Source organism: Micromonospora sp. NPDC048905, from assembly GCF_040649655.1.
Lineage (GTDB): Bacteria > Actinomycetota > Actinomycetes > Mycobacteriales > Micromonosporaceae > Micromonospora.
The window spans coordinates 15,488-27,886 of record NZ_JBEZFV010000019.1; the positions used below are offsets into that span (position 1 = coordinate 15,488).

Sequence of the window (12,399 nt, forward strand, 5' to 3'; positions counted from 1 at the left end):
GATTTCCTGACGCAAACCTCTTGATCAACGGCGGATGGGCGGGGGACGCGCGGCCCGGAGGGGGTGGATTGGTGGGCGGGGTACTGCTGCGGGGGTTCGGGTGGCGGCACGCTGGGCGGCGCGCCTGGGCGGTGCGCGGGGTCGACCTGCGAATTGAGGCCGGGGAGCGGGTTCTGCTGCTCGGGCCCTCCGGGGCCGGTAAGAGCACCCTGCTCAGCGCGTTGGCAGGGCTGCTGCCCGAGGACTCCGGCGAGCAGGAGGGCACCGTCGAGATCGACGGGCTCGACCCGCGCAAGGGGCGGGAACGCGTCGGCATCGTCTTCCAGGACCCGGAAACCCAACTGGTGATGGCGCGCTGCGGCGACGACGTCGCGTTCGGTCTGGAGAACCGCGGGGTACCGACCGACGAGATCTGGCCCCGGGTGGACGAGGCGCTACACCGCGTCGGCTTCCCGTACCCCCGGGACCGCCCCACCGCCGCGCTCTCCGGCGGCGAGCAGCAACGCCTCGCCCTGGCCGGCGCGCTGGCGCTGCGTCCCGAGCTGCTGCTGCTCGACGAGCCGACCGCCAACCTCGATCCGGCCGGGGCCGACCTGGTCCGCCAGGCGGTGGCCGGCGCGCTGCACGCCGACACCACGCTGATCCTGGTCGAGCACCGGGTCGCCGAGGCGCTGCCGCTCGTCGACCGGGTGGTCGTCCTGGAGCCAGGCGGCGGGGTCCGCGCGGACGGCACCCCCGAGGCCGTCTTCGCCGCCCACGGCGCCGCCCTGGCCGCCGAGGGGGTCTGGGTGCCCGGTCACCCCATCGCGCCCCGGCCGGCCACCGCCGCGCCGGGGGACCTGTTGCTCACCGCCGACCGGCTCGGCCTGCCGCCCCGGCTGGGCTCCACCGACCTGGGGGTACGCGCCGGCGAGGCACTCGCCGTACGCGGACCCAACGGCGCCGGTAAGTCCACCCTGGCACTGCTGCTCGGCGGGTTGCTCCGGCCGGGCGCCGGACGGGTCACCGCATCCGTCGAGCTGGCCGGCGCGGACCACCGCACTCCCCCACACCGCTGGCGGGCCCCCGCACTGGTCCGCCGGATCGGGTCGGTCTTCCAGGACCCGGAGCACCAGTTCGTCACCAGCACCGTCTTCGACGAGCTGGCGCTCGGCCCACGCCGGACCGGTCAGCCCGAGGCGGCCGTCAACGAGACCGTCAGCGGGCTGCTGGAACGGCTGCGACTGGTCCGGCTCGCCGCCGCCAACCCGTACACCCTCTCCGGTGGTGAGGCGCGGCGGCTGAGTGTGGCGACCGCCCTGGCCACCGCGCCCCGCCTGCTGATCTGCGACGAACCCACCTTCGGTCAGGACCGGCGGACCTGGCGGGAACTGGTCGACCTCTTCGCCGACCTGCGCGACGCCGGGCACGGCCTGGTCGCGGTCACCCACGACGCGGACTTCGTGGCCGCGCTCGCCGACCGAACCATCACCCTGCGACGCTCCTCGGACGACGACCGATGATCAGCATCGAGTCGGTCGCCACACCCGGTGCGCCGTTGGCCCGCCGCAACCCGGTGGCGAAGGTCGCCGCCGCGCTGGTCTTCTCGTTCACCCTGCTCGCCACCCTGGACCCACTGGCCCCGGCGATCGCCATCGCGCTCGAACTCGCCGTGCTGCCGCTGTTCGGCATCGGCTACCGGGTGCTGGCCCGGCGGGCCTGGCCGCTGCTCCTCAGCGCCGCCGGCATCCTGGTCACCCTTGTGCTCTTCGCCGCCGACCGGTCCGGTCGGGTCCTGCTGGACGCCGGACCGGTGCTGGTGAGCACCGGCGTGCTGCTCACGGCGCTCGGGCTGGTGCTGCGCATCTTCGCGGTGGCCCTGCCCGGTGTGATCGTCTTCGCGACCACCGACCCCACCGACCTGGCCGACGCGTTGGTCCAGAACGCGAAGGCGCCGGCCCGGTTCGCCATCGGGGCACTGGCCGCGTTTCGCCTGGTCCCGCTGCTCGGTCAGGAGTGGCAGATGATCAGCATGGCCCGACGCGCGCGCGGGGTCGACGCGGGACGCAACCCGCTCGCGAAGCTACGACTGTTCGCCTCCACCGCGTTCGCGCTGCTGGTCGGGGCGATCCGCCGGGGCACCCGCCTCGCCGTCGCGATGGACGCCCGGGGCTTCGACGCCGGCACTCCCCGGACCGCGGCCCGCCGCCAACGCTTCACCCGCGCCGACGCGCTCCTCATCGTCGGGGCCGCCGTGCTGGCCGGTGCCGCCCTCACGACAAGCGTCCTGGTCGGCACCTTCCGCCCCCTGATCAGCTGAGCCCGTCCCGGGTCACCCGCACGCCCGCCGCCCGCGCGGGCCCGCCGTGCGCGGGCAAGATCTGCACAACATCAGGGATGTAGTGGCCTCGTTGGCGCAGGAGGCCACTACATCCCTGATGTTGCTGTCAGCACCCGGCGCCCCACCCGACGGGGCGGGGGCGGATCGGTCAGCTGCGGCGGAAGGCGTAGCGGCGGGTCTGGCCGGCCTGTTGGCTGCGTCCGCCGCCCGAGCGGTTGCCGCCGCCCTGCGGCGGACCGGCCGTCGGTGCCGCCGGTCGCCCGGCCGCCGGTGGCAGATCGTCCACCGCCGGAGCGTCGACCGCCGCCGGCACGTCGAACGCTGCCGGCACGTCGACCGGCGCCGGCACGTGGACCGGCAGCGTCAACGCGTCCGAGACGGCCGCCGCCGGCAGCGCCGGCCCGACCAGCACCGCCGGCCCGACCAGTGCCGCCGGTAGCGCCGGCTCGACCAGTGCTGCCGGCTCGACCGGCAGTGCCGGCTCGGTCGGTTCGACGGCGAGGTCGAGGCGGGTGGGTGGGAGCGGGCCGTGCTCGGCCGCCGGGTCGATGCCGAGCGGCGTCGCGCCGGGGGTACGGGACTTCTTCGGATTGCGCCTGGCAGGCATCCGGGCCTCCTTCGGTGCCGACCGGCTCGGCCGGTCCCGCGTTCCGGCGGTCGGTCGGATCGGCTGGTGACCGTCGCGGCGCGACGGTCGAACGGGAGAGACTGCTCACCGGGGTCGGGCAGGGCCAGCGCCGCCGAAGTGCGGGTGGGATGCGGGACGCCCGGGAGCGCACGGACCGCGACGCGGGGCGGCGGGCCGGCTCGGAGAAGGGGCGTCAGTAGCGCATGCCCGCACACTATCGCCGGTCGTCCGTCGGCGCAGCCGATTTTCCTGGCACCATCGGCGGCATGCTTATCGCGTTCTCGGTAACCCCGCTCGGAGTCGGTGAGTCTGTCGGTGACCTGGTCGCCGAGGCGGTACGGGTGGTCCGCGACTCGGGTCTGCCCAATCGCACCGACGCCATGTTCACCACGATCGAGGGTGAGTGGGACGAGGTGATGGCGGTCGTCAAGCGGGCGGTCGACGTGGTGGCCGCACAGGCGCCTCGGGTGAGCGTGGTGCTCAAGGCCGACATCCGCCCGGGGGTGACGGACGCGCTCACCGCGAAGGTCGCGCATGTGGAGGATCGCCTGGCCCGGGAAAGCTGAGCATCATTTGCCGATAACCGGCTGTCGAGACGACTCACCCACGTTTTGCCGCACCGCGATACGGTCCTAGCACGTAAGTCCGACGGCGAGAGGTGGCGGCACGAATGGCTGAGCAGGCGACGGCGCAGATCGGTGTGACCGGGTTGGCGGTGATGGGCCGTAACCTGGCCCGCAACCTGGCCCGCAACGGCTTCACGGTGGCGGTGCACAACCGGTCGCCGGAACGCACCCGCAGCCTGGTTGCCGAGCACGGTGACGAGGGCACGTTCGTGCCCGGCGAGACGATGGCCGACTTCGTGGCGTCGCTGGAGCGGCCCCGCGCGGTGATCGTGATGGTCAAGGCGGGTGCGCCCACCGACGCGGTGATCGACGAGTTGGTGCCGCTGCTGGAGGAGGGCGACATCATCGTCGACTGCGGCAACGCCCACTTCGCCGACACCCGCCGCCGGGAGGAGGCGCTGCGCGCACAGGGGCTGCACTTCAGTGGCACCGGCGTCTCCGGTGGCGAGGAGGGCGCGCTGCTCGGGCCGAGCATCATGCCCGGCGGCTCCACGGAGTCGTACGCCAAGCTCGGGCCGATGTTCGAGAAGATCGCTGCCCAGGTGGACGGCGTGTCGTGCTGCACCCATGTCGGGCCGGACGGTGCCGGGCACTTCGTCAAGATGGTGCACAACGGCATCGAGTACGCCGACATGCAGCTCATCGCCGAGGCGTACGACCTGCTTCGGGCCGGTCTGGGCGCGAAGCCGGCGGAGATCGCGGAGATCTTCCGCGACTGGAACGGCGGCGAGTTGGAGTCGTTCCTCATCGAGATCACCGCCGATGTGCTCGCGCACACCGACGCGGCGACGGGCCGCCCGTTCGTCGACATCGTGCAGGACCGGGCCGAGCAGAAGGGCACCGGCCGGTGGACCGTGCAGAGCGCCCTGGACCTGGGCATTCCGATCACCGGGATCGCCGAGGCGACCTTCGCCCGTTCGCTCTCCGGGCACGTCGACCAGCGGGAGGCGGCGCGGCGGGCGTTCCCGGACGCGGGTGAGCAGTGGCAGGTCACCGACCGGGACGCGTTCGTCGAGGACGTCCGCCGGGCGTTGCTCGCTTCCAAGATCGTCGCGTACGCGCAGGGCTTCGACCACATCCGCGCCGGCAGCCAGGAGTTCAACTGGGATATCGACCTGGGCGGCACGGCCACGATCTGGCGGGGCGGCTGCATCATCCGGGCCCGCTTCCTGGACCGGATCCGCGAGGCGTACGACGAGAAGCCGGAGCTGCCGACGCTGCTGGTCGCGCCGTACTTCGCCGAGGCGGTCGCCGCTGGCGTGCCGAGTTGGCGGCGGGTCGTGGCCGACGCGACCCGGGCCGGTGTGCCGACGCCGGCGTTCTCCTCGTCGTTGGCGTATTTCGACGCGCTGCGCGCCGAGCGCCTGCCGGCCGCGTTGATCCAGGGTCTGCGGGACAATTTCGGCGCGCACACCTACCAGCGGGTGGACCGCGAGGGCTCGTTCCACACCACGTGGGCGGGCGACCGCGCCGAGTCCCCGGCGTAGTCGGCGCGGCGCCCCGCGGCGCCGTGATCGCACCAAATCCATGATGTAGTGGCCTTTCGACGTCGGGAGGCCACTACATCCGTGTTCGGGCGAGATCATGGGGCAGGGCGGTGCGCGATCACGGGGGCGCGGCGGAGCACGCCTCCCGCCCGGCGACGGTCAGCTGATGGTGGCGTGCATCTCCCAGACGAGGATCTCGGCCGGTTCGTCGGCGGTGACCCGCCGGCCGCCGGTCCTGGTGAGCCGGGCCGCGTCGCCGGAGCCGAGCGGGCCGCTGCCCTCCAGCGTCACCGTGCCGTCGGGCACGTACAGGTGCACGTAGGGCGCGTCCGGGATGGTGACCTCGTCGCCGGGAGTGAGACGGGCTGCGTGCAGGGTCGCGTACCGGTTATGGATCCGGATCGCGGACGCACCGTCGTAGCGGTCCATTCCGGAGGCGATCGGCACCAGGCCACCGCGCAGGAGTTCGTCCTCGATCTCCAGTTGCTCGTAGCCGGGGTCGACGCCCGCTTCGTCGGGGAGCACCCACATCTGCACGAAGTGGACCGGGTCGGTGTGCGGTGTCTGGTTGTCGAGTCGCCAGGCGTCGTTCTTCTCCGAGTGCAGGATGCCGGTGCCGGCGCTCATCCGCTGGGCCAGGCCCGGGTAGATCACCCCGGAGTGACCGGTGGAGTCCTGGTGCACCAGGGAGCCACGCAGCACCCAGGTAATGATCTCCATGTCCTGGTGCGGGTGGGTCTCGAAGCCGGCCCCTGGGCGCACCACGTCGTCGTTGTTGACGAGCAGCAGACCGTGGTGGGTGTTGGCCGGGTCGTAGTGCCGGGAGAACGAGAACGAGTGCTTGGAGTCCAGCCAGGAGATCCGGGTGGCGAAGCGGTCGTCGGCGCGACGCACCTCGACCGACGGCGCGGGAGCGGTCACCAGGCACGCCGCGCGGTGTCGGGGGCCGTGGGCGCCCAGGTCAGGGCCGGCTCGCCGGTGGCCAGTTCGGCGATCTCACCGGTTAACAGCTGCGGTGTGTGACCGAACTCGGCGCAGTGCTGCTCGGCGATCTCGGCACAGATGTCGGCCACCTGCGCACACATCGGCTCACCCAGATCCGCGGCGTTCAACGCCATGATCATCTTGTATCGGAGATCCCGCACAGCCACCCCCACAGCCGTCGACCCGCCACCTTCGGACCCTACCCGGGCCCCATTCCGCGGCACCCCGAAACGACCGACCCGAGGGGGTGGGACGAGACGGCGCCGCCCGCACCGGAGTGCGGGCGGCGCCGGGGACGGGCGGGGTTGGTCAGAAGAAGCGACGCCGCTTGGCCTTCTGGGGACGCATGAGGTCCGCGCCCTTGGTGAGCAACCGGGTCATCCCGGAGGGACCACGCCGGGCCTCCAGGGTGTGGCTGAGCCGGCGGGCACCGGCAGCCGCGAGGGGCACCGCTACCGCCATCACCGCCCACTGGGCAATGCGCTTCTGGATCATGTGGGTTCACCTCCGTCAGTGGCTTCTGACGACTGTGATACCCAGAGTGACGGGAGAGTAAGCGCGTCGGCTCAGATCACCGGGGCGACCGGGTTGGGCAGCGCCCCGCCGAAGCGGCGGTCCCGCTGCGCGTACAACTCGCACGCGTACCAGAGGTGGCGGCGGTCGAAGTCGGGCCAGAGCGTGTCCAGGAAGACCAACTCCGCGTACGCGGACTGCCAGAGCATGAAGTTGGAGATCCGCTCCTCCCCCGAGGGGCGCAGGAACAGGTCCACCTCCGGGATCTCCGGGTGGTAGAGGTACTTCGCCACGGTCTTCTCGTTGACCTTGGCCGGATCCAGTCGCCCGGCCGCCACGTCGCGGGCGATCGCGGCAGCGGCGTCGCCGATCTCGGCCTGCCCGCCGTAGTTGACGCAGAACTGCAGGGTCAACGTCGCGTTGTCCCGGGACATCTCCTCGGCCGTCTGCAACTCGGAGATGACGCTCTTCCACAACCGGCCGGCCCGGCCCGACCAGACCACCCGGACGCCGAGGTCGACCAACTGGTCACGGCGACGACGGATCACGTCCCGGTTGAACCCCATCAGGAACCGGACCTCGTCGGGCGAGCGCCGCCAGTTCTCGGTGGAGAAGGCGTACGCCGACAGGTACGGGATGCCCATCTCGATCGCGCCCTCGATGGTGTCGAAGAGGCTGTGCTCCCCGGCCTCGTGGCCCTTGGTGCGGGCCAGCCCCCGATCCTTGGCCCAGCGACCGTTGCCGTCCATCACCACCGCCACGTGCTTCGGCACCGCCTCGGTCGGCAGCGCCGGCGGTCGGGCGCCGGATGGGTGCGGTGTCGGCGGCGTCGGCTCGCGCCGGCCGGCCTTCTTCGATCGGATCACTCGGTCACTCCCTGCTCGTGCCGTCCGCCCCGGCCTCGACATCGCCACGTGGCCGGAGCACCACGACCCCGGCGCCGTCCGGCGGCGAGGACGTGCCGGTCGCCGAGGGACCCCGGTCGACCAGCGGCAGCGAGCGTAGCGCGCGCTCCAGGTGCCATTGCAGGTGAGCCGCGACCAGCCCACTGCACTCCCGGCGTACGCCGGAGTCGGTGGCGTCGGCGAGCACCCAGTCACCGGTGGTCAGCGCGGACATCAGATCGATGGTGGCCGGCGCGGGGTGGGCCGCGCCGGGTGGCCGACAATCCGGGCAGACCGCACCCCCGGCCGGCACGGAGAAGGCCCGGTGCCGCCCTGGGGTGCCGCAGACCGCGCAGGCGATCAGCGCCGGTGCCCAGCCGGCGAGGGCCATCCCCCGCAGCAGGTACGCGTCGAGCACCAGGGTGGTGGCGTGCTCGCCCCGGGACAGCGCCTTCAGCGCGCCCACGGTGAGCTGGAAGAGCCGCAGCGACGGCTCCCGCTCGACCGGGGTCAGCCGCTCGGCGGTCTCGGCGATCGCGCTGGCCGCCGTGTAACGGGGATAGTCCCCGAGGAACCGCTTGCCGTACAGGTCGATGCCCTCGACCTGGCTGACGGTGTGCAGCGAGCTGCCGAGGTTGCCCTTCGGGTCACCGGCGAGCTGGAGGTCGACGTGGCCGAACGGCTCCAGCCGGGCACCGAACTTGCTGGTGGTGCGGCGGATCCCCCGGGCCACCGCGCGCAGCCGGCCGTGCCGACGGGTGAGCAGGGTGATGATCCGATCGGACTCGCCGAGCTTCTGCACACGCAGCACCACCGCGTCGTCGCGGTAGAGCTGTCGGCGATACCCGGCCATCGGGCCATTCTCCCTCGGGGTGTGAAATCAGGGTTGGTTCGGGGTGGATGCGCGGACGAACCCCGATGCGCCAGGCTCGTCGCCGCCCGTAGCGTGCTGGTCATGGCAATGCACCCCACCACCAGCGCCGTCCGTCGCGCCACCGCGCCCGTCGCTCTGGGCCTGACAACCGCCCTCATCCTTGTCGCCGGGTGCGACAACCTCGCCATGCGCCGCCTTGACTACGACGACACCGAGGCGGCGAAGATCACCACCATCCGGGTGCTGCCCGGTGCGGGCGACGTGATCGTCCGGGGTAGCGGCACGGAGGGCGAGGCGCGGATCAAACGGGTCGTGCGCTATCAGGGTGGCGAGCCCAGCGCCCGGTACGAGATCAAGGGCAGCGAGTTGGTGCTGGACACCGACTGCGGCGACCGGTGCAGCATCTCCTACGAGGTGGCCCTGCCGGAGGGCGTGGCTCTCCAGGGCGAGTCCGGCTCCGGCGACGTCGAACTGAGCCGGGTCGGCACGGTGGATCTGCGGCTGGGCTCCGGCGACGTACGGATCGTCGGCGCGTCCGGCGCGGTCGGGGTCGAGACGGGCTCCGGTGACATCGACGTCAGCGAGGCCAGCGGGGCGGTCCGACTGCGCGCCGGCTCCGGGGACATCACCGCGCGCCGACTGGGCGGCGCGGTCGACGCGGAGGCCGGGTCCGGCAACGTCAACGTCGAACTGGACAAGCCCGCCGCCGCCCGCGCACATGCCGCCAGCGGCGATGTCACGCTGCTGGTGCCGGCGGGAAGCTACCGGGTCCGGTCCAACACCGGCTCCGGTGACGCCCGGGTCACCGTCGCCGACGATCCGGCCGCGTCCCTGGTGCTCGACGGCTCGGCCGGCAGCGGCAACGTCACCATCAGCCAGCGCTGACGGTACCGGTCGCCACCGGGCCGACCCACCGCCGAGGACGCTCAGAAACCCAACTTGCGCAACTGCTTCGGGTCGCGCTGCCAGTCCTTCGCGACCCGAACGTGCAGGTCGAGATAGACCCGGCCGCCCAGCAACTCCTCGATCTGCCGGCGGGCGTTGGTGCCGACCTCCTTGAGCCGGCTCGCCTTGTGCCCGAGCACGATCGCCTTCTGGCTGGGGCGTTCCACGTACAGGTCGGCGTAGATCTTCATGACCTGACCCTCGGGGATCATCTCCTCCACCACCACGGCGATGGAGTGCGGCAGCTCGTCGCGGACCCCCTCCAGGGCGGCCTCGCGGATCAGCTCCGCGACGAGCACCTGCTCGGGATCGTCGGTCAGCATGTCGTCCGGGTAGAGCTGCGGCGACGGCGGCAGGTATTTGGTCATCACGTCGACCAGGGTGTCCACCTGGTGCCCGGAGACCGCGCTCACCGGCACGATCTCGGCGAACTCCCCCATCTTGCTGACCGCGAGCAACTGCTCGGCCAGGCGGCGCTTGTCGACCAGGTCGGTCTTGGTGACCACCGCCAGCACCGTCGCCTTCAGCTCGGCCAGCTCACCGGTGATGAACCGGTCTCCGCGCCCGACCGGCTCGTCGGCCGGGATGCACAGGCCGATCACGTCGACCTCCGTCCAGGTGGACCGGACCAGGTCGTTGAGGCGCTCGCCGAGCAGCGTACGGGGGCGGTGCAGCCCCGGGGTGTCGACCAGGACCAGTTGCGATTCCGGACGGTGCAGCACGGCCCGGATGACGTGCCTGGTGGTCTGCGGCTTGTTCGAGGTGATCGCGATCTTGGTGCCGACGATGGCGTTGGTGAGCGTCGACTTGCCCGCGTTGGGCCGGCCGACGAAGCAGCCGAACCCGGCCCGGTACGGGCGGGTCTCCGGGTCCCGCACGGGGCTCACTCGGTCACCGTGCCGAGGACCGTGCCGTCCGGGGCGGCCACGTGGATCGGCGCGTCCGTCGCGAGGTCACGCACGGCCGAGTGCCCGGCGCCGTCCAGCGTCGACGCCTCGGTCACCACCACCGCGGCCTCCAGCCGGCTCGCCCCGGCCGCCACGGCCGACGCGACCGCCAACTGCAACGCGGTGAGAGTCAGCGAGGGCAGCGCGACACTTGCCGCCGCGTACGTCCGGCCGTCCTGATCCCGGACCGCGGCGCCCTCCACGGCGGCGACCCGGCCACGGGCGCCCCGGGCCAGGACGACCAGTTTGGCGTCCTCGGCGCTCAGGGGCGCCGGCGCGGTGGGGGCGGGCCGGGCGGCGGGCGCGGCGGGTGTGTCAGGCATCGGCGGATTGCCTCTCGTCGTCTCGGTAGTTGTCCGTGTCGTCCCCGGAGCCGGCGTGCTCGCCGCGCCCCGCGTCCTGCTCATGGCCCGACTCCACCCGGTTGACCAGGACGGTGTCGATCCGGTTGCGCCGGCCGGTGGTGCCCTCGGCGAGCAGCCGGAGCCCGGCGACCTCGACCTCCGCGCCGGGGATCGGCACTCGCCCCAGCGACTGGGCCAGCAGGCCACCGACCGTCTCCACCTCGTCCGTGGGAAGTTCGGTGTCGAACATCTCGCCCAGGGTCTCCACCGGCAGGCGGGCGGTCACCCGCACCGAGGAGTCCGTCAGACGTTCGACGGGCGGGCGTTCGACATCGTACTCGTCGGTGATCTCACCGACGATCTCCTCCAGGATGTCCTCGATGGTGACCAGACCGCCGGTGCCGCCGTACTCGTCGACCACGATGACCAGGTGGTTGCGGGCCGCCTGCATCTCCGACAGCAGGTCGTCGACCGGCTTGGACTCCGGCACGAAGGTCGCCGGGCGCATCAGCTCGGCCACCGGCAACTGTTCGGCCGCCGGGTCCCCGCCGCGGGAGCGCCGGATCAGGTCCTTGAGGTAGAGCACACCGAGCACGTCGTCGACGCTCTCGCCGATCACCGGGATGCGGGAGAAACCCGAACGCAGGAAGAGCACCAACGCCTGCGCGAGCGTCTTGCCCTCCTCGATCCACACCATCTCGGTACGCGGCACCATCACCTCGCGGGCGATGGTGTCACCGAGCGCGAAGACCGAGTGGATCATCTGACGTTCGCCGTGCTCGACCACGCCGCGCTGCTCGGCCAGGTCGACCAGCTCACGCAACTCGACCTGGCTGGCGAACGGCCCCTCCCGGAAGCCGCGCCCCGGGGTGACCGCGTTGCCGATCAGGATCAGCAACGAGGCGAGCGGGTTGAGCGCCCGGCCCAACCAGCGGACCAGCGGCGCCACCGCACGACCCACGGCGTACGCGTGCTGCCGGCCGATGGTGCGCGGAGCGACGCCGACGACCACGAAGCTGACCACGGTCATCGCGCCGGCGGTCACCAACGCGGCCCGCCAGCCGGCGCCGAAGCTGTCCACCGCGACGAGCGCCACCAGGGTGGTGGCGGTCAGCTCGGCGAGCAGCCGCAACAGCAGGAGCAGGTTGAGGTGCCGGACGACGTCACCGGCGACCACCTGGAGGGTGCGGGCGCCACGCACGCCGTCGCGGGCCAGCTCGGCGGCCCGCGCCGGCGAGACCGCGGCGAGCGCCGCCTCGGTCATCGCGATCAGCCCGGCGAGCACCACCAGGCCGGCCGCGAAGACGATCAGCTGGAAGTCGGGAAGGCCGGCGGTGGCGCCGGCCGCCAGTAACGGAGGAGTGGACATCACTGGGTGCGGGTCGACCGCCAGCTCGCCAGCAGGCGGGCCTGGAGGGCGAACATCTCCCGCTCCTCCTCCGGCTCGGCGTGGTCGTAGCCGAGCAGGTGCAGGACCCCGTGCACGGTGAGCAGGTGCAGCTCGTCGGCGGGGGCGTGCCCGGCGGTCGCCGCCTGCTTGGCCGCGACCTCGGGGCAGAGCACGATGTCACCGAGCAGGGCGGGCTCGCCACCGGCCGGCGCGGACTCCCCCGGGCCGTGGTCGACGCTGCCCTCGTCCATGGGGAAGGCGAGCACGTCGGTCGGACCGTCGCCACCCATCCAGCGGTGGTTCAGCTCGGTCATGTAGTCGATGTCGACAAGCAGCACGGACAGCTCGGCGAGGGGGTTGACCCCCATCTCGTCGAGGGCGTGCCGGGCGACGGCGAGCACGGCATCGGTGTCAACCTCGACACCGGACTCGTTGGCGATCTCGATGGACAACTGCT

15 protein-coding genes are annotated in these 12,399 nt (G+C 72.3%); 5 read left to right on the top strand and 10 right to left on the bottom strand.

All coding sequences use genetic code 11. The annotated features are described in order from the left end of the window. The first annotated feature begins 71 nt into the window (after positions 1–71). Both AB0C01_RS31300 and AB0C01_RS31305 read left to right on the top strand, forming a co-directional pair. Positions 72–1,502, top strand: a complete 1,431-nt coding sequence (locus AB0C01_RS31300) for an ABC transporter ATP-binding protein (RefSeq protein ID WP_357244531.1) — start codon at positions 72–74, stop codon at positions 1,500–1,502. Beyond that, positions 1,499–2,299 (top strand): energy-coupling factor transporter transmembrane component T, encoded by an 801-nt coding sequence (locus AB0C01_RS31305; RefSeq protein WP_357244528.1) that lies wholly within the window; start codon positions 1,499–1,501, stop codon positions 2,297–2,299. The genes AB0C01_RS31300 and AB0C01_RS31305 overlap by 4 nt, the downstream gene beginning before the upstream one ends. A gap of 169 nt (positions 2,300–2,468) precedes the next feature. Here the strand turns inward: AB0C01_RS31305 and AB0C01_RS31310 are convergent, their stop codons facing one another. Next, positions 2,469–2,927, bottom strand: coding sequence for a hypothetical protein (locus tag AB0C01_RS31310; protein WP_357244525.1), 459 nt, complete (start codon positions 2,925–2,927; stop codon positions 2,469–2,471). A gap of 287 nt (positions 2,928–3,214) precedes the next feature. Here AB0C01_RS31310 and AB0C01_RS31315 point away from each other — a divergent pair, with 287 nt between their 5' ends. Both AB0C01_RS31315 and gndA read left to right on the top strand, forming a co-directional pair. Next, entirely contained in the window at positions 3,215–3,514 is a 300-nt protein-coding gene (locus tag AB0C01_RS31315) for an MTH1187 family thiamine-binding protein (protein WP_357244522.1), read from the top strand. A gap of 104 nt (positions 3,515–3,618) precedes the next feature. Continuing rightward, the gene (gene gndA / locus AB0C01_RS31320) at positions 3,619–5,061 is read left to right on the top strand and encodes an NADP-dependent phosphogluconate dehydrogenase (RefSeq protein WP_357572854.1); all 1,443 of its coding nucleotides are present in this window, start codon (positions 3,619–3,621) and stop codon (positions 5,059–5,061) included. A gap of 159 nt (positions 5,062–5,220) precedes the next feature. Here the strand turns inward: gndA and AB0C01_RS31325 are convergent, their stop codons facing one another. From AB0C01_RS31325 to recO, 5 genes are all read right to left on the bottom strand, one after another. Further along, positions 5,221–5,982: a pirin family protein gene (locus AB0C01_RS31325; RefSeq protein ID WP_357572855.1), complete on the bottom strand. Its 762-nt coding sequence runs from the start codon at positions 5,980–5,982 to the stop codon at positions 5,221–5,223. Continuing rightward, a complete protein-coding gene (locus AB0C01_RS31330; RefSeq protein ID WP_357572856.1) occupies positions 5,979–6,179 on the bottom strand; it encodes a thioredoxin reductase in 201 nt (66 codons plus the stop codon). The genes AB0C01_RS31325 and AB0C01_RS31330 overlap by 4 nt, the downstream gene beginning before the upstream one ends. Positions 6,180–6,354: 175 nt before the next feature. Beyond that, the gene (locus tag AB0C01_RS31335) at positions 6,355–6,540 is read right to left on the bottom strand and encodes a hypothetical protein (protein WP_357244511.1); all 186 of its coding nucleotides are present in this window, start codon (positions 6,538–6,540) and stop codon (positions 6,355–6,357) included. Positions 6,541–6,611: 71 nt separating this feature from the next. Continuing rightward, positions 6,612–7,424, bottom strand: a complete 813-nt coding sequence (locus AB0C01_RS31340) for an isoprenyl transferase (protein WP_357244508.1) — start codon at positions 7,422–7,424, stop codon at positions 6,612–6,614. Positions 7,425–7,428: 4 nt separating this feature from the next. Beyond that, entirely contained in the window at positions 7,429–8,295 is an 867-nt protein-coding gene (gene recO / locus AB0C01_RS31345) for a DNA repair protein RecO (protein WP_357244506.1), read from the bottom strand. A gap of 102 nt (positions 8,296–8,397) precedes the next feature. On the opposite strand from recO, the gene AB0C01_RS31350 reads away from it, so the two are divergent. Then, positions 8,398–9,201, top strand: a complete 804-nt coding sequence (locus AB0C01_RS31350) for a DUF4097 family beta strand repeat-containing protein (protein WP_357244502.1) — start codon at positions 8,398–8,400, stop codon at positions 9,199–9,201. 41 nt (positions 9,202–9,242) lie between these two features. Here AB0C01_RS31350 and era read toward each other — a convergent pair whose 3' ends face one another. From era to ybeY, 4 genes are read right to left on the bottom strand one after another with little or no spacing between them, the layout of a single operon-like run. After that, a complete protein-coding gene (era, locus tag AB0C01_RS31355) occupies positions 9,243–10,148 on the bottom strand; it encodes a GTPase Era (RefSeq protein WP_357244499.1) in 906 nt (301 codons plus the stop codon). Further along, positions 10,145–10,531, bottom strand: a complete 387-nt coding sequence (locus AB0C01_RS31360; RefSeq protein ID WP_357244496.1) for a cytidine deaminase — start codon at positions 10,529–10,531, stop codon at positions 10,145–10,147. The genes era and AB0C01_RS31360 overlap by 4 nt, the downstream gene beginning before the upstream one ends. Next, positions 10,524–11,945: a hemolysin family protein gene (locus tag AB0C01_RS31365; protein ID WP_357245177.1), complete on the bottom strand. Its 1,422-nt coding sequence runs from the start codon at positions 11,943–11,945 to the stop codon at positions 10,524–10,526. The genes AB0C01_RS31360 and AB0C01_RS31365 overlap by 8 nt, the downstream gene beginning before the upstream one ends. Further along, entirely contained in the window at positions 11,921–12,394 is a 474-nt protein-coding gene (ybeY, locus tag AB0C01_RS31370) for an rRNA maturation RNase YbeY (protein ID WP_272613012.1), read from the bottom strand. Before ybeY ends, AB0C01_RS31365 begins: the two co-directional genes overlap by 25 nt. Positions 12,395–12,399 lie beyond the last annotated feature (5 nt).

Bases quoted from the DNA above. Each gene is read 5' to 3' on its own strand.
- AB0C01_RS31305 (WP_357244528.1), top strand. From the start codon at position 1,499: ATGATCAGCATCGAGTCGGTCGCCACACCCGGTGCGCCGTTGGCCCGC.
- AB0C01_RS31310 (WP_357244525.1), bottom strand. From the start codon at position 2,927: ATGCCTGCCAGGCGCAATCCGAAGAAGTCCCGTACCCCCGGCGCGACG.
- AB0C01_RS31315 (WP_357244522.1), top strand. From the start codon at position 3,215: ATGCTTATCGCGTTCTCGGTAACCCCGCTCGGAGTCGGTGAGTCTGTC.
- gndA (WP_357572854.1), top strand. From the start codon at position 3,619: ATGGCTGAGCAGGCGACGGCGCAGATCGGTGTGACCGGGTTGGCGGTG.
- AB0C01_RS31330 (WP_357572856.1), bottom strand. From the start codon at position 6,179: ATGGCGTTGAACGCCGCGGATCTGGGTGAGCCGATGTGTGCGCAGGTG.
- AB0C01_RS31335 (WP_357244511.1), bottom strand. From the start codon at position 6,540: ATGATCCAGAAGCGCATTGCCCAGTGGGCGGTGATGGCGGTAGCGGTG.
- recO (WP_357244506.1), bottom strand. From the start codon at position 8,295: ATGGCCGGGTATCGCCGACAGCTCTACCGCGACGACGCGGTGGTGCTG.
- AB0C01_RS31350 (WP_357244502.1), top strand. From the start codon at position 8,398: ATGGCAATGCACCCCACCACCAGCGCCGTCCGTCGCGCCACCGCGCCC.
- AB0C01_RS31360 (WP_357244496.1), bottom strand. From the start codon at position 10,531: ATGCCTGACACACCCGCCGCGCCCGCCGCCCGGCCCGCCCCCACCGCG.